General features: G+C 62.2%; 12 protein-coding genes. All 12 read left to right on the top strand.

From position 1 onward, the window contains the following. Window positions 1-841 (top strand): IS3 family transposase (locus Q5Q88_RS08745; RefSeq protein ID WP_302743022.1); only part of this gene is annotated, 841 nt, incomplete at its 5' end. Between the two features lie 238 nt (window positions 842-1079). Continuing rightward, complete coding sequence (gene dnaE / locus Q5Q88_RS08750; protein ID WP_302743024.1) at window positions 1080-4883, top strand: DNA polymerase III subunit alpha; 3804 nt, start codon at window positions 1080-1082, stop codon at window positions 4881-4883. Between the two features lie 432 nt (window positions 4884-5315). Further along, a complete protein-coding gene (locus Q5Q88_RS08755) occupies window positions 5316-5681 on the top strand; it encodes a desulfoferrodoxin family protein (RefSeq protein WP_294159771.1) in 366 nt (121 codons plus the stop codon). 196 nt (window positions 5682-5877) lie between these two features. Next, on the top strand, window positions 5878-7845 hold the full coding sequence (locus Q5Q88_RS08760) for a hypothetical protein (protein WP_302743026.1): 1968 nt from the start codon (window positions 5878-5880) through the stop codon (window positions 7843-7845). A 79-nt stretch (window positions 7846-7924) separates the two neighbouring features. Next, the gene (gene ruvC, locus Q5Q88_RS08765) at window positions 7925-8449 is read left to right on the top strand and encodes a crossover junction endodeoxyribonuclease RuvC (RefSeq protein ID WP_118653069.1); all 525 of its coding nucleotides are present in this window, start codon (window positions 7925-7927) and stop codon (window positions 8447-8449) included. Continuing rightward, complete coding sequence (gene ruvA, locus Q5Q88_RS08770; protein WP_302743029.1) at window positions 8446-9072, top strand: Holliday junction branch migration protein RuvA; 627 nt, start codon at window positions 8446-8448, stop codon at window positions 9070-9072. Before ruvC ends, ruvA begins: the two co-directional genes overlap by 4 nt. After that, a complete protein-coding gene (gene ruvB, locus Q5Q88_RS08775) occupies window positions 9072-10139 on the top strand; it encodes a Holliday junction branch migration DNA helicase RuvB (RefSeq protein ID WP_302743038.1) in 1068 nt (355 codons plus the stop codon). Before ruvA ends, ruvB begins: the two co-directional genes overlap by 1 nt. Before the next feature lie 65 nt (window positions 10140-10204). Then, on the top strand, window positions 10205-11872 hold the full coding sequence (locus Q5Q88_RS08780) for a formate--tetrahydrofolate ligase (protein ID WP_302743030.1): 1668 nt from the start codon (window positions 10205-10207) through the stop codon (window positions 11870-11872). Window positions 11873-12008: 136 nt separating this feature from the next. Then, the gene (gene folD / locus Q5Q88_RS08785) at window positions 12009-12872 is read left to right on the top strand and encodes a bifunctional methylenetetrahydrofolate dehydrogenase/methenyltetrahydrofolate cyclohydrolase FolD (protein WP_302743031.1); all 864 of its coding nucleotides are present in this window, start codon (window positions 12009-12011) and stop codon (window positions 12870-12872) included. Beyond that, entirely contained in the window at window positions 12872-14524 is a 1653-nt protein-coding gene (locus Q5Q88_RS08790) for a C69 family dipeptidase (RefSeq protein ID WP_302743032.1), read from the top strand. Before folD ends, Q5Q88_RS08790 begins: the two co-directional genes overlap by 1 nt. Before the next feature lie 101 nt (window positions 14525-14625). Further along, complete coding sequence (locus Q5Q88_RS08795; protein ID WP_302743034.1) at window positions 14626-15096, top strand: hypothetical protein; 471 nt, start codon at window positions 14626-14628, stop codon at window positions 15094-15096. 13 nt (window positions 15097-15109) lie between these two features. Then, entirely contained in the window at window positions 15110-16903 is a 1794-nt protein-coding gene (locus Q5Q88_RS08800) for an AarF/ABC1/UbiB kinase family protein (RefSeq protein WP_302743036.1), read from the top strand. The last annotated feature ends 14 nt before the right edge of the window (window positions 16904-16917 follow it).

Raw genomic sequence — 16917 nt, forward strand, 5'->3', positions numbered from 1 at the left:
GTATTCCTTGAGCTCTTTGACATCTAGGCTCGCGATCCCGCCGTCGAGCTACTACTACGCGCGGAGGGCCGCGGCGGCCCCGGACAGGTGGGCCGAGGCGCGGGCGGCGCTCGCCGAGGAGTTCGAGGCCGTCGGCGGCTCGCGCGGCTACCGCTACCTGCGCATGAGGCTCGCGGCCCGCGGCATCGCGTGCGGCGAGCGGACCGTGCGCCGCCTCATGCGCGAGGAGGGGCTCGAGGTCCCGCGGCTCCGGCGTCCGAGGAGGTGGAGCAGCTACGCCGGGGAGGTGTCCGACGCGCCGCCCAACCTGGTCGCGCGCGACTTCCGCGCCGGCCTGCCGAACTTCCTGTGGCTCACCGACGTCACCGAGTTCCGCCTGCCGGCCCCGGGGCAGCCCAAGGTCTACCTCTCGCCCGTGCTGGACTGCTTCGACGGCGGCCTGGCGTCGTGGTCGATCTCCACCTCGCCCGACGCGGAGCTGGCGAACTCGAGCCTCGCGCGCGCCTGCGCGACGCTGTCGCCGGGCGAGGCGCCCTGGGTCCACTCCGACCGCGGCGGGCACTACCGCTGGCCCGGCTGGATCGCGATATGCGAGGAGCACGGGCTCACGCGCTCGATGTCGGCGAAGGGGTGCTCGCCGGACAACTCGGCGTGCGAGGGGTTCTTCGGCAGGCTCAAGAGCGAGTTCTTCCACTGCAGGGACTGGGGCGGGGTCACCGCCGAGGAGTTCATGGCCAGCCTCGACGCGTGGCTCCGCTACTATAACGAGGAGCGCCCGAAGGAGGCGCTGGGCTGGATGAGCCCGATGGAGTACCGGAGGTCGCTGGGGCTGGCGGCCTAAGGACGGAGGCCCCGGTCTCCAAGATTTCTGCCGCACGCCCAAATCGCGAAGTTTTTGCTACTTGTGCTACCGTTTGCCCTCGCGCCCCCGGTCGCGTAATCGAACACACTGTGTGCCTTCCACGAGCCGGGGGCGCACATGCGTTCTGTCCGCTCGCTCGGTTAGAATCAATAGCGTTCGAAATGGGGTCGAAGGGCCTCGAGGATATTCTCAGCACATCAGTTAGGAGCCATAGCACATGGCATTCGTCCACCTGCACAACCATACCGTCTACTCCATGCTCGACGGCGCGACGCGCATCGGCGACATGGTCAAGCGCGCGGTCGATCTTGGCATGCCCGCCGTGGCAATCACCGATCACGGCTACATGTACGGCGTCCCCGAGCTCGGCCTCGCCTGCGACGCCATTAACCACGGCACGCCTGAGTACAAGGTATGGAGCAAGGACAAGTCGTTCCTCGAGAAGGGCTGCCGCGACGAGCTCGAGTGCCCCGACTCCGAGAAAGATCCGCGCGGGTACGAGCAGCATATGAAGGACCTCGCGATGTGGGATGCCCAGGGCAACATCGATGAGCTCAAGCCACCGCTGGTCATCAAGCCCATCTTTGGCTGCGAGGTCTATTTCACCCCCGACGAGACGCTCGCGCGCGACCGCAAGCCCGAGCTCTACCACATGGTGCTCTTCGCACAGAACGAAACGGGCTACGTCAACCTCATGCAGACGGTCTCCGAGGCCGCCGTGCAGGGTTTTTACTATAAGCCGCGTGTGACGTTGGACAATCTGCGCCGCCACCGCGAGGGCCTCATCGCGAGCTCGGCGTGCATCGCGGGCATCATCCCCAAGTGCATCGACCGCGGCGAGATGGACAAGGCGATCGAGTGGGCGGAGACCTTCCGCGACACCTTCGAGCCGGGCAATTTCTACATCGAGATCCAGGAGCACGGCATTACCACCGACTCCGGCATCACCGACGAGGAGCTCTCCAAGACCCTTATCGAGATCGCCCGCCAGGTGGGCGTCAAGGTCATCGCCACCAACGACTTCCATTACCTCACGCGTGACGACGCGCCGGTCCAGGACGTGGTCATGTGCATCGGCACGAACTCCAAGATCGACGACCCCAACCGCATCCGCATGGAGGGCTCCGAGTTCTACATGAAGACCGAGGAGGAGATGCGCGCGCTGTTCCCCTATTGCCCCGAGGCGTGCGACAACACCCTCGAGATCGCGGAGAAGTGCAACGTCGAGCTCGACTGGGACAGCATCATCTTGCCGAACTACCCGCTGCTCGATCCCGGCGAGACCCATGAGAGCCAGTTCCGTCGCGAGTGCGAGGAGGGTCTGGCCAAGCGCTACGGCGACGATTGGGACGGCAAGGAGATCGGCGGCGTTGACATCCGCGAGCGCTTCGAATTTGAATACAAAGTCATCTGCGAGAAAGGTTTCGCCGCCTACTTCCTCATCGTGGCAGAATACGTGCGCTGGGCAAAGCAAAACGGCATCGGCGTGGGTCCGGGCCGTGGCTCGGCAGCCGGCGCGCTCGTCGCCTACGCCATGGACATCACCACCTTCGACCCGCTATCGAACGGCCTCATGTTCGAGAGGTTCCTCTCTCCCGAACGAACTGAGATGCCCGATATCGATATGGACTTCGACGATGAGCGAAGGCTCGAGGTAATCGAGCACGTTCGCCAGCTCTACGGTCCCGAGAAGGTCACCCACGTCATCACGTACTCGACCATCAAGGCAAAGCAGGCCATCAACGACGCTGCGCGCGTGCTCGACTACCCGGTCTATATGGGCCAACGCCTGTCCAAGATGGTGTCGAGCGATCCCGGCGTCAAGCTCAAGCAGGTGCTTGAGAAGCAACCTGGCAAAGAGGACCTGTACAGCCCGGATTTCGTCGAGGCGTATCAGAAGGACGAGGACGCCCGCCGCATCATCGACACGGCGCTGTCCATCGAGGGCCTCACGCGCGGCGAGGGCGTTCATGCATGCGCGGTGCTCATCTGCCGCGACGCGGTGAACGAGCACGTGCCCACCAAGCTCGATACCAAGGGCGGTGTGGAGATCACCCAGTACGAGGGCCATACGGTTGCGGATATGGGCCTGCTCAAGATGGACTTCCTGGGCCTGCGCACCCTCACGGTCATCTCCAAGGCCAAGGCCAACATCAAGAAGAACTTCGGCATCGACATCGACGTGGACGCCATTCCCTTCGACGACCCCAAGATCTTCGAGCTCATGTGCGCGGGCCGCACCGCCGGCGTGTTCCAGGTCGAGTCCGCGGGCATGACCGCGACCATCAAGAACATGAAGCCGACCGAGTACAAGCACGTGGTCGCTCTAATCGCCCTGTACCGCCCGGGCCCTCTGGGCGCGGGCATGGTCGCGAGCTACATCAACCGCATGAACGGCAAGGAGGCGGCGGTCTCCTACGACCCTCGCCTTGACGGCATCTTGGGCGAGACCTACGGCACGATGGTCTACCAGGAGCAGGTCATGCTCATCTCGGTCGAGATGTGCGGCTTCTCCAAGGGCGAGAGTGACTCCCGTATCCGTAAACCCGTGGCCAAAAAGAAGATCAAGATGCTCACCGACCAGGTGTTCAAGTGGTCCGATGGCGAGGAGGAGACCATCTACGACCACTGGATGAACGGCGCGGTGCGCAACGATTACAAACGAGAGACAGCCCAAAAGATCTGGGACGACGTCCTTGAGTTCGCGTCCTACGCGTTCAACAAGTCCCACTCCGCGGGCTATGCCATCCTCGTCATGCAAACCGCCTGGCTCAAGGCCCATTACCCCAACGAGTACATGGCGGCGGTGCTCACCTCCTACACCGGCAAGACCGACAAGATTGTGCATTACGTCTCGGCGTGTCGCCACGACGGCATCGCGGTCCTGCCTCCGGACATCAACGAATCCGGCACCGAGTTCACGGCGACCGCCGAGGGAGTGCGCTTTGGCCTCGCGGGCATCCGCGGCGTGGGCGAGGGTGTGACCGAGGCGATCATCGCCGAGCGCGAGAAGGGTGGGCCCTTCAAAAACTTGCACGACTTCGTGGAACGCGTGGATTCGAGTCAGGCGAATCGCCGCGTGATCGAGGCCCTCATCAAGGGTGGTGCCTTCGATTCGACGGGGTATCCGCGTCGTCAGCTCATGCACTTCGTCGATCGCGAGAACCCCGAGAACATCATCGACGCCGCGGTGAAGCGCCAAAAGGACCGCGCGGCGGGTCAGACGTCGCTGTTCGATGTCTTCGGTGACGTCGAGGGGTCGGGCTTTGAGGTCATCGTCCCCGAGCCCGACGGGCAGGAGTGGGACCGCCACATGAAGCTCTCTTTCGAGAGGGAAGTCTTGGGCATTTACGTCTCCGACCATCCGTTGCGCCCGTACGAGTACGCGTTGGCGAAGGCGCGCGAGTTCACCCTTTCGCAGATCGACACGGGTTTTGAGACCATGGGCCCCACGGGCAACGCCGTGAACCAGGAGATTCCCGAGGGTAAACCGTACTGGTGGGCGGGCATGGTGTCGAGCGTGGGCAAGCGTGTGACCAAGAACGGCGACCCCATGGCGATTGTTCAGCTCGAGGACATGGAGGGTGAGGCGACGGTCGTCATCTTCCCCAAGACGTACAAGCAATGCGAAGGGTATCTCTACGGCGAGGTGGACCCTGAGACGGGAGCGCAGCTCTCCGACGCCTTCATTCGTGTGAAGGGTAAGCTCGAACGCTCCGACCGCGGCGATCAAATCATCGCGCAGGAGATCGAGCCGCTCGTGCTGAACGACGAGAGCAATCGTCCCAAGGTGTTCGAGATCATGATTCCGAGTGCCCGGTTCTCGCAGTCCAACATGGCGCGTTTGGCGACAGTGCTGAACACCAATCCCGGTGGAGATCGCGTCGAGCTTTTCATCGAGCAGGGCGACGGGCAGACCATGCGGGCCGAGATTCCCACGCGAGTCAATGCGCGCTCGATTCCGCTTATTGCCGAGGTCAAGGGCATCGTGGGCAACAAGGGCCGCGTAACGGTGATCTAGTCCCAGCCGCCGCCGGAGTCCGCGAGCGCCCAGATCGGGCCATATCATCCCGTGCTCGAACAGTCCTGAGCTCGCGCGAAGGCCCCACTGGGGCCTTCGGCTCGTGCGGAACTGCGCGCGGGACGATATGGCCCGATCTGGGTGCTCGCGGTTGCGCGTTCATGCGGCAATTGACATCTTGGCTTATGTGTTCCCAGTGGTCAGGTGCAATGATGCATTTTGCGTTCAGGTCGTCCTGTCGGCTTCGGCGCATATCGTCCGTCGCGAGTTCCGCACGAACAGAAGCGCCTGTGGCGCTTCGTCGTGAGCAGGACTGTTCGAGCAGCGGATGATATGCGCCGAAGCCGACAGGACGACGCGTTACGGTGGAGCATATTTGGGCATACTATCCTTAGATTGCATCTGCAACGAAGTCTGAAAGGATCTACTGATATGGCAACGTTTTTCAAGAATGATGAGACGGGCAAGTTCCTCGCCGCCATCGATGCCGACATGGTCGCGCCCGCGGGGTATACCGAGGTCGTCGCGAACTCGGTGGACGCCGCCACTGAGAAGCACGTCCCTGTAATCGATGTGCAGCGTGAGGGCCATGTCCTTAACGTGACCGTGGGCGAGGTCGAGCATCCCATGGAGGCCGAGCACTACATCGAGTGGATTGCGCTCGAGGCCGCCGGTCGCTTGGAGGTTCACTACCTCAAGCCCGGCCAGGCTCCCACCACCTTCTTCGCCGGCGGGGCCAAGACCGGTATCGCTTACGCCTATTGCAACCTTCACGGCCTGTGGAAGGCTGAGTTCTAAGGACTCGCTCTCTTAGTCGTCAGTTTGATGCAGGGGCCTGGCCCTCATGGTGCATCGCCGTCCGTCGGATGGGGGCACTGAGGGGGCCAGGTCCTTTGTCGTACGGCTGCGAACTTCCAAGAGGGTATACTCGGTTGCACGCAATGTCCCGACACGCAGTCGGGGAACTCACGAACAAGAAAGATGGATTTCGCAGATGAAACTCGCACTTGCGCAGATACATGCTCGTCTCGGCGACTTGGATGGCATCTGCGCGCGCGTTGAGCAACAGCTCGCCATCGCCCATGAGGCGGGCGCGGACCTGCTCTGCCTGCCTTCGCCGCTCTTTTGCGGCGTCACGCCTGGCACACTCGTCGAGAGCGCTGACTTCGAGCACGATCTGCTATGCGTCCTGCAACGCCTCGCCCGCGTCGCCGACGACTTGGGAATGGCGTGCCTGGCGCCCGCCGTTCTCGCACTCGAGTCGGGTCAGCTGTTCGAGATTTTCATGCTGAGGAAGGGCCGCGTCGTTCCCTTGCGCCTCACGATGGTACGGCATCAGGAGATTCTGCCCGTATCGCCATGGAGCCCCCCGATCTTCGAAGTTGCCGGCACGAGGATAGCCGCCACCTTCGATGCCGCGCGCGACCTCGATTCCATTCCAAACGGGTGCGATATGGTCATCTTCTTCCCGGTGAATGGCTTTGACATGACCGATCCATCTACCACGGCCGTCGCCTCGGTGTCGCAGGGCGGTTTTCGTTCCGAGGTCGAGCGGGCGGGTGTTTGGTTCGCCTGCATGGAGCCCCTGGGTGGCTATGATGACGCCGTGTACACCGGCGGTTCCTTCGTCATGGATGACGGTGGCCGTGTGGTCGCGCAGGCCCCCTGTTTCGAGGAAGCCCTCCTTGTCCAGGAGGTGCGGCGCGGGGTGATGGTGGATGCGGCGGCACTGCACGATTTGCCCATGTACCGCCGGGAGATCTGGTTATGGGAGGCCCTTCGCCTGCATGTGCGCGACGCCGTCGCCGCCCATGGGTTTGGACGCGTGATCGTGCCTCTTGCCGGCGATCTTCCGAGTAGCCTGCTCGCCGTTTTGGCGGTCGATGCGCTGGGGCCGCGCAACGTCCTCGGCTTGCTTGTTGGCCATGAAGACGCCCTGACCTCTGCACAGGAGGTGGCCGAAGCCGAGCGCTCTGCCCTTGCGCGCGAGGTCGCCACGGGACTCCACATGCGCCTTCTCGAACGGACCGCCCCGAGCGCGACGCTTCTTGTCGATCGTGACGTTCCGGCTCCTGACGACTCGGGCATGCGCCGCGGCATCGACGCCCTTTTGTTGGCGGATACGGCCCGTGAGCTCTCTGCCCTCGTGCTCGCTCCCTTCACCAAGACCGATTACGCCCTGCGCGCGAACACGCTCGCAACGCTTCAACCATGTTGCCTCGCGCCTTTTGGCGACGTATATCTCTCCGCGCTCGAGTGGGTTGCCAAATTCCATGCGCGGGTCTCATCTGCACTTCCCAATCGGCTGATGGGATCCGAGGCGGTCTCCCATGTCCAAGCCACGATTGTGCGCGACGCGATTGGCCAGCTCAACATAGACGAGGCACTTGATCAGCGTGCCCGGCATCTGCTGGAGTCGATCGATTCGGCTCAAATCGATGCGACGCTCGAGGCGCACGTCGATCGCAACGCTGCCATCGATTCCCTACCCCTGTCAACGATTTCTCCCGAGGCATCCGCTCTGCTGCTTATGCTTGTGCGCCACAATGAATCCGGTCGCCGGATGCTGCCACCTGCGCCCATCGTCTCGGCACGTGGGTTCACCGAACGACTTTGGCCTGTGCAGCTTGCCTGGTCCGACATGGGTACGCGTGGTGAGGAGCGCCTGCGCGCCTCAGATTTTGCCGAAGCGGAGTACCGTCGTATGGAGCGGAAGGGCTCGGAGCGCAGCGAGCAGGCGCGTGGCGAGATTTTCGGAATGCTCGGCGAGATGTTGGGGCTCACGCCCGAGCAACAGGCAGAGCTCATGAGTGAGGAAAGCCAGGAGCGCATGCGCGAAGAGCTGCGTGAAATGGAGGGCAATCTGCGCGAGCTGTTCCGACGCATGGCGGAATCTGGAGAGGGCTCCGAAGGGCCCGGCGCGTCACCCACCAGCGGGTTCAGCTTCTTCTCCTTGAACTGAGGCTGCGCGAGTTTTTAGCGTACTGCCGTGTCTGCTCATGTTATAGTAGAACAAACGTTCGAACAGCGGGAGGGGGCGCATGGTCATCTTGGGGATCGATCCGGGCTTGGCGAATACCGGCTGGGGCATCATCGAGGAGCGCCGAGGTGAGGTGCGGTGTCGTGCCTATGGCTGCATCGAGACCTCTTCCGGGTCGGATTTGGCAGCCCGCCTTCGTCGCATCGCCGATGAGCTGACGGCCGTTGTCGACCGTTATCACCCCCAGCAGGCGGCTGTTGAGGGAATATACTTCGGGGCCAACGTCCGTTCCGCCATCCCGACCGCCCATGCACGCGGTGCCGCCCTCGTGGCCTGCTCGCTTTGCGGGGTTGAGGTGGGGGAGTACACCCCTATGCAAATCAAACAGGCGGTGGTTGGCACCGGATCGGCAGATAAAGCCCAGGTGACCTACATGGTCCGTACGCTTTTGCACCTCGATCACGATCCCAAGCCCGATCACGCCGCCGATGCACTCGCGTGCGCCGTGTGCCATGCGCATCTGCAACGCACTCAAGTGCTGACCGGCGGCGTGTTCGCTCAACAGAAGGGAAACCCGTACGCATGATTTCTCAACTTCATGGCAGCGTGCTCGAGGCCACGCCGAGCATGGTCGTCATCGATGTCAACGGCGTGGGATTCGAGCTCGGCATCTCCGGCACGACCGCCGCGGCTCTGCCCGGGGTGGGCGGGGACGTTCGCCTGTACACGCGCATGGTCGTGCGCGAAGACTCCTGCACGCTCTTCGGCTTTGCCTCCAAGGACGAGCGGACGATGTTCGACAAGCTCGTCGCGGTGAGCGGCGTGGGCGCTAAGCTCGCGCTCGCCGTGCTCTCCAAATTCAGCGTCCCGCAGTTGTACACACTGGTCATGACCGAGGACGACAAGGGCATGGCGACGGTGCCCGGCGTGGGGAAAAAGACCGCGCAACGACTGATTCTCGAGCTCAAGGGCGTGTTCTCCAAAGACCGTAGCCTCGCCGGCTCAGAGGTGCCCGGATCCATCCCACTTCCACTCGGGCTCGCCGCCCCGGCGGCCACCTCTCCTATGGACGACGCCACCTCTGCACTTCTATCGATGGGCTTTACGCCTTCGGAAGTCTCCTTGGCGTTAGGCGGGTATGATGGCAGGGATATGCGCGTCGAGGATTTGCTGGCCGCGGCGCTCAAACGCCTTGGAATGGATGCATGATGTGGGAAGTGGATGAATCGACCGATCTATGGGCCGATGCGCCGGCGGCGCGGAATGCCCATGGGGAGGGTGAGCGCTTCGTGACTGGTGAGCTTACCTCCGATGATCTCGATGCCGAGCGCAGCCTGCGTCCGCAGCGTCTCGATGACTATTGCGGGCAGGAGCACATCAAGCAGAGTCTGAAGATTCTCATCAAGGCGGCTCAAACACGCGGCGAGAGTCTTGACCACGTGATATTCTCCGGTCCCCCCGGCTTGGGAAAGACCACGTTGGCGGCGGTCGTCGCGAATGAGATGGGCGCGCAGATCAAGACGACTTCCGGACCCGCCATCGCCCGTACGGGCGATCTTGCGGCGATCCTCACCAACCTGCAGCCGGGTGACGTGCTGTTCATCGACGAGATCCATCGCCTTAACCGTCAGGTCGAGGAGATCTTGTATCCGGCGATGGAAGACTTCTCCCTCGATATCGTGATTGGCAAAGGTCCGGCAGCTCGGTCCATTCGTCTGGACATCCCGCATTTCACCCTCGTGGGCGCCACTACGCGTTCGGGCATGCTCACGGGTCCCCTTCGCGACCGTTTTGGCATTTCGTTCAGGCTCGATTACTACGGCATCGAGGATCTTGCCGATATCGTGTGTCGCTCCGCGTCCATCTTGTCCGTGGATATCGACCGTGAGTCCGCAAAGGAGATCGCCTCACGCTCCCGCGGCACGCCGCGCTTGGCGAATCGCCTGCTCAAGCGCGTGCGCGATTACGCTCAGGTGCGGGGAGGCGGGAGCATCGACCTCGCTATTGCGCAAGAGGCCATGGCGTTTTTCGAGATTGACGAGCTCGGTCTCGACTGGATGGACATCCGCATTCTCGAGATGCTCTGCAAAACGTTTCGCGGTCGTGCCGTGGGCTTGTCCACTTTGGCGAGTGCCACGGGAGAGGACGCCAACACGCTTGAGGACGTCTATGAGCCTTATCTGCTGCAATGCGGCCTGATTGTCCGCACTCCGCAGGGACGCATGGCAACGCCCGTTGCCTTTGAGCATCTGGGCCTGGAGACGATTGCCTTGTGACGCTTCTGAGCTTCATGCCCGTGCTATGCTGAACAAGTTATTCCTCGTGCAGAAGGGACCTTGCCATGTTGACCGACATCGAGATTGCCCATTCCGTTGAACCGTGGCCCATCCAGCAGGTCGCCGAGGCCGCTGGGGTGGATCCTAAGCACCTCATCCCGTACGGCTTCGACAAGGCAAAGGTCGACTATTCGCTGCTGAACGAGCCTTCCGACCACGAGGCCAAGCTCGTGCTCGTCACCGCCATCAACCCCACGCCCGCGGGCGAGGGCAAGACCACCACGACCATCGGCCTGGCCGATGCCCTGCGCCGTCGCGGCGTCAAGAGCGCCGTGGCCCTGCGAGAGCCCTCGCTCGGCCCCGTGTTCGGCGTGAAGGGCGGTGCCGCCGGCGGCGGTTACGCGCAGGTCGTTCCCATGGAGGACATCAACCTGCACTTCACGGGCGACTTCCACGCCATTGGCGCGGCGAACAACCTGCTCGCCGCCATGCTCGACAACCACATCCAGCAGGGCAACGCCCTCGGCATCGACGTCAAGCGCATCACCTGGAAACGCGCTGTCGACATGAACGATCGCCAGCTTCGCCATGTTATCGACGGGCTGGGCGGTAAAGCCCAGGGTGTTCCGCGTGAGGATGGTTTCGATATCACCGTCGCGTCCGAGGTCATGGCGATCCTGTGCCTGTCCACCTCTATCTCCGACCTCAAGCAGCGCCTTGGCGAGATCGTGGTGGGCTACACCTATACCGGCGAGCCCGTGCACGCCAGCCAGCTCAAGGCCCAGGGCGCCATGGCGGCTCTGCTCAAGGATGCCCTCAAGCCCAATTTGGTGCAGACGCTCGAGCATACCCCGGCGTTCGTGCACGGCGGTCCGTTTGCCAACATCGCGCACGGTTGCAACTCCGTCATGGCCACCCGCATGGCCATGCGCTTCGGCGACATCGCCATCACCGAGGCGGGCTTTGGCGCCGATCTCGGTGCCGAGAAGTTCCTCGACATCAAATGCCGCATGACGGGCATTCGTCCGAGTGCCGTCGTGGTGGTGGCCACCGCGCGCGCCCTCAAGTACAACGGCGGCGTTGCCAAGGCCGACCTCAACACCGAGAACCTCGACGCCCTGCGCGCCGGTATGCCCAACCTGCTGCGTCACGTCGAGAACATCCAAAACGTCTATGGCCTGCCCTGCGTGGTCGCCATCAACCGCTTCCCGTCCGACACCGAGGCGGAGCTCGCGCTCATCGCCGAGGAGTGCGAGAAGCTCGGCGTGAACGTGCGCCTGTCCGAGGTGTGGGCCAAGGGCGGCGAGGGCGCGCTCGAGCTCGCCGACGAGGTCATGCGCCTGGTCGAGGAGCCGAGCGAGTTCCGCTTCGCCTACGAGGATGGCGCCGATGTCGCCGACGCCCTCGAGGCGATCGCCACCAAGGTCTACCATGCCGACGGCGTTGACTTCACGCCCGCTGCCAAGCGCCAGCTCGCGGAACTGCGAGACAACGGCTTCGGCAACCTGCCGGTGTGCGTGGCCAAGACCCAGTACTCCTTCACCGACCAGGCGACGCTCCTCGGTGCGCCCGAGGGCTTCCGCATTACGGTGCGCGAGCTCAAGGTGAGCGCCGGTGCGCATTTCGTCGTGGCGCTTACGGGCAATGTCCTCACCATGCCCGGCCTGCCCAAGGTCCCCGCAGCCGAGAATATCGATGTTGACGATAACGGCGTGATTTCCGGCCTGTTCTAGTGGATGTATGAGGTGGCGCGTGCCAAAGGGGGACGTATCCCTTTGGCACGCATGCCATTGGGGGACGTACCCTTTTGGCGCGCGCCCCTTGGCATGCGCGCGGTCTGATTATTCTATCTAAGAGAAAGCGACTTCATTGGCGACGATTATCGATGGTAAGAAACTTGCTGCCGACGTGCGCAACCGCGCGGCAGCCGAGGTTGAGGGCCTGACCAAGCAGGGGATTGCCTGTGGCCTGGCTGTGGTGCTCGTGGGGGACGACCAGGGCTCCGCCACGTACGTACGTGCTAAGCTTCGCGACTGCGAGCAGTGCGGCATCCCGTCGCGGGACTTCAAGCTTCCCGAGCAAACGACGCAAGAGGAGCTCATGGATCTCGTCGTGCGTCTCAATGCCGATCCGGATATCGCCGGCATCCTCGTGCAGATGCCGCTGCCGAGTCACTTGGATGCGGAGGCGGTCGTCGCCGCAATCGATCCAAAAAAGGACGTCGATGGCTTTCATCCGGAGAACCTCGGCAGGCTCGTGCGCGGTCTTACCGGCTTGCGTCCTTGTACGCCCGCGGGCATCATGGAGATGCTCGAGGCATATGGCATAGACCCGTCGGGCAAGAACGCCGTGATCGTGGGCCGCTCGTCTATCGTTGGCAAGCCCATGTCGCTCATGCTGCTCGCCAAGAACGCCACCATCTCCGTGGCCCACTCGCACACCGACCCCCGCGAGCTCGCACGGATTTGCCAGAGCGCCGACATCTTGGTCGCCGCGTGCGGCATTCCCAAGATGATCAAGGGGCCGTGGATCAAACCCGGCGCCGCCGTCATTGACGTGGGTATGGACCGCGATGAGGCCGGCAGGCTCTGCGGTGACGTCGATTTCGACTCCGCCGAGCTCGTGGCAGGTGCCATCACCCCCGTTCCGGGGGGCGTGGGCCCTATGACGCGCGCCATGCTCATGAGCAATGTGGTGCTCGCCGCAAAATTGCAACATAGTTTGGAGGACTAATGGCTTGTACTACTATTCTGGTCGGCAAAAACGCGAGCTACGACGGTTCGACCATCGTCGCACGTAACGAGGACTCGCCGAACGGACAGTTCGAGCCCAAGAAGATGAAGGTGGTGCATCCCGAGGAGCAGCCCAAGACGTATACGAGCGTGCTTTCCCACCTCAGCTTCGAGCTCCCGGATAATCCGATGCGCTACTCGAGCGTTCCGGATGCGCTTCCGGGGCATGGCGTTTGGGCAGCTGCGGGCTTCAACACCGCCAACGTGGGCATGAGCGCCACCGAGACGATTACGAGCAACGAGCGCGTGCTCGGAGCTGATCCACTTGTCGAGTATATCCCCGCTCAGGGCACTGAGGGCGAGGAGGGTTACGTGCCCGCCGTTCCCGGTGGCCTGGGTGAAGAGGATTTCGTCACCGTGGTCCTGCCGTACGTTCGCACCGCCCGTGAGGGCGTGCAGCGTCTGGGTTCCCTGCTCGAGCAGTATGGCACCTACGAGATGAACGGTATCGCGTTTTCTGACGAGGATGAGATCTGGTGGCTCGAGACCATTGGTGGTCACCACTGGATCGCCAAGCGTGTGCCCGATGACGCCTACGTCACCATGCCCAACCAGCTCGGTATCGACTATTTCGATCTTCTCGATGCTGAGGGCGAGCAAGTCGAGCACATGGCCAGCCCCGACCTTCGCCAGTGGATGTCCGAGAACCACCTGAACCTCACGAACGCGAATCGCCTTGAGCCCGAGGACATTCTCGACGAGGAGTATTTCGATGAGGATCTCGAAGACTTGGATGAGGACGAGGCGGACGCCTATGAGGAGTACGTCGCCGACCTCATGGACCTCATCGCCGACGTGCGCGAAGGCATGATCTCCGGCGAGATCTTCAATCCACGCGAGGCTTTTGGCTCCCATTCAGATTCCGACCATGTCTACAACACGCCGCGCGCCTGGTACATGCAACGCTGCCTCAATCCTCGCGACGGCTGGGACGGTTCGGATGCGCCGTTCAGCCCGGAGTCGGATGATATTCCGTGGAGCCGCGTGCCCGAGCGCAAAGTCACTATAGAGGACGTCAAGTACGTTCTTTCCGCCCACTTCCAGGGCACGCCGTACGACTGCTACGGTTCCAAGGGAACTCCTGCGAGCCGCAACGCCTATCGTCCAATCGGCATCAATCGCAATAGCCAGCTTGCTGTCTTGCAGATTCGTCCGTACGTGGCGGAGCCTCTGCGCTGCATCCAATGGATGGCCTTCGGTTCGAACGTGTTTAATGCCCTGGTCGCGCTGTACGCAAATGTGGATGAGTTCCCCGCGTATCTCTCCAACACCACGGAGCGTGTGACCACGGAGAATTTCTACTGGGCAAATCGCGTTATCGCCGCCTTGGCCGACGCACGCTTCCACGAGACGTCCGCCAAGGTCGAGTCGTACCAAGAGAAGGTCGGCGCACTTGGTCACAGGATGCTTCGCGAGACAGACCGAGCCGTGTCTGACCTCGCAAACGCCGATATCCCCGCCTCCCTTGCCCGTGCGAATGAGGACCTTTGTGAGACTCTCAAGGGCGAGACTGAGAAGCTCCTCGCGACCGTGCTCTATACCACGAGCTGTGCGATGAAGAACGGTTTCGCGATGTCCGACAACGAGCGTTAGCTTTTCGCACGCCAAAGGGTTTGTCCCCTTTGGCGTGTTTTGGGTACAAGGGATTCATCTGGATGCGCCCATGCGCACAAAAGAGGAGCAAGGAGGCTCTCATGGCTACCAAGTTCGAGGAGCTCATTAATGGAATGGTCAATGTCGGTTTTGGCGCCGCCGCCGTCACGGCCGAGAAGGGCAAGGAGATCTTTGAGGATCTGAACGCCCGTGGTGAAGAGGTGCTGCGCGACCTTAACTCGCGCGGTGAGCAGGTTCGCCATGATCGAGAAACTCCCGATTTCGCGCGCTCCATGTCCGATATTTTCGAGCAGGCCGGCGGCACCTTCTCCGATGTCACCGAGCGTCTGAGCGAGCGGGGTGCAACGGCAGCGGAGCGCGTGCTTGACGAGCTGATTCTCGCTCGCGTGCGCCTGTTGACCAAGACCGAGCGCGTCGAGTTCATGGCGCATGTGCGTGACCTCATCGACTCGGTCGACGACGATACGGTGACCGTCGAGGTCGAGGACGCTGTCGTTGTCGACGCCGACGAAGCCGATCCAGGTGCGGACGAGGCTCGAGACGCGCAATAGGCGAGAAACCGATATGGCAAGCGAAGTGGAACAAGAACGGGATGCCCGCGGGCCCGCTGCGACCAAGGCGGCGGGTATACCGCTGCGTCCCGACGACACGGTTAACCTGGAGGGCGTTGAGGAGGCACTGAGGGCTTCTTGGCGCACCCCGCGTGCGGTCGACCTGTTCCCCGAGGAGCCTGAGGCCATGGCCCCCTCGGAGGAATTCAAGCTTTCCTCCGAGGGACGTCGCAAGCGCATTGGCGAGATTCTCGGCATAGTGCGGAAATACGAGGCATGGCACAATATCACGCCGCGCCGTTTGCGCTGCATGCTCGAGGACCTTGGCCCCATGTTCGTCAAGATGGGGCAGATTCTGGCGAATCGCTCGGAGATCCTACCGCAGGAATACTGCGACGAGCTTCGCCGTTTGCGTTCGAATGTCGAGCCGGTGCCGTTTGCCGTGGTGCATGATTGCCTCGTCGCCGAGTACGGTCGCCCCCTCAACGAGATCTTCTCCCATATCGACCGTAGGCCTTTGGGCAGCGCCTCGCTCGCACAGGTGCATCGTGCCACGCTCGTGACTGGCGAAGACGTTGCCATCAAGGTGCAGCGTCCCGGTGCCCAACAGGTGATGGCTCAAGATATCGACATCATGCGTTCGATTGTGCGCCATGCGTCGCGCTTTGTGAAAACCGATCAGTTCATCGACCTCAAGGGCGTGGTCGAGGAGCTGTGGCAGTCGTTTCGCGAGGAGACGAATTTCCTCATGGAGGCCCGCAACCTCGATGACTTCCATCGCTTTCACGAGGGTTCGTCGTCTATATCCTGCCCGCGTTCCTACCTTTCGTACTGCACCGAGCACATCGTGGTTATGGATTATGTGGACGGTATCTCCATTGCCGATCCCGACCTTCTTGTCCAAGCGGGCTATAGCCTCGAGAAGGTCGGGGCGTCCATTGTGGACGATTACGCCACGCAGGTGCTCGAGGACGGCTTCTTCCATGCGGACCCCCATGCAGGGAACATCATCGTGAAAGACGGGGTCGTCTACTTCATCGACCTCGGCATGGTCGGTCGCATGTCGAGCCATGACCGCGGAATCGTTAAGGACATGATCTATGCCGTTGCGTCGGGTGACGTCCCTAAGCTCAAGGATTCGCTCATGCGCTTCGCGGTGACGCGTGGGGACTCATCGGAGCTCGATCACTCGACCTTCTTGACGGACCTCGATTTCATCGTCGCTGATTTCGCCAGTCTGGATTTGAAGGACCTGGACATCGGCGAGTTCCTCACGTCGCTCATCAGCTTGGCGCGCAAGAACGACGTGGAATTGCCCAGCGTGGTGACGATGTTCGCACGTGGCATGGTGACGCTTGAGGGGTTGCTCACCGAGTACATGCCCGATGTGAACATGATCGAGATCATCACCGACCACATTCGACATGAAAAGAGCTCGTACCGTCGTGCGCAGGAGGCTGCCGAGGAGCTCGCGGGAGCCTCCTATCGGGCACTCAAGGGTCATCTCGAAATGGCGGAGCAGCTCGGCTTGGCGTCGCGTATGCTCACCCGCGGCCAGCTCAAGATGAACATGCAGGTCCTTGGCAGTGAGCAGGTGCTGCGCCGTGTGGGCGGCATCGTCGACCGCATGTCGATGGCAATTGTGATCGCCGGACTGTTCATTGGCTCGTCGGTGGTTTATTACGCCAAGATCGAGCCGGTCATTTTCGGCATTCCCGTCATCGGCTTTTTTGGGTATACGAGCGCGTTGGTTTTGGCCCTCGGTTTGGGCCGCGAGATTTGGCGCAACGGCCACGCCAAGAAGTGATGCGCGGGACTGCC

This window comes from uncultured Collinsella sp. (genome assembly GCF_959026545.1).
Classification (GTDB): Bacteria; Actinomycetota; Coriobacteriia; order Coriobacteriales; family Coriobacteriaceae; genus Collinsella.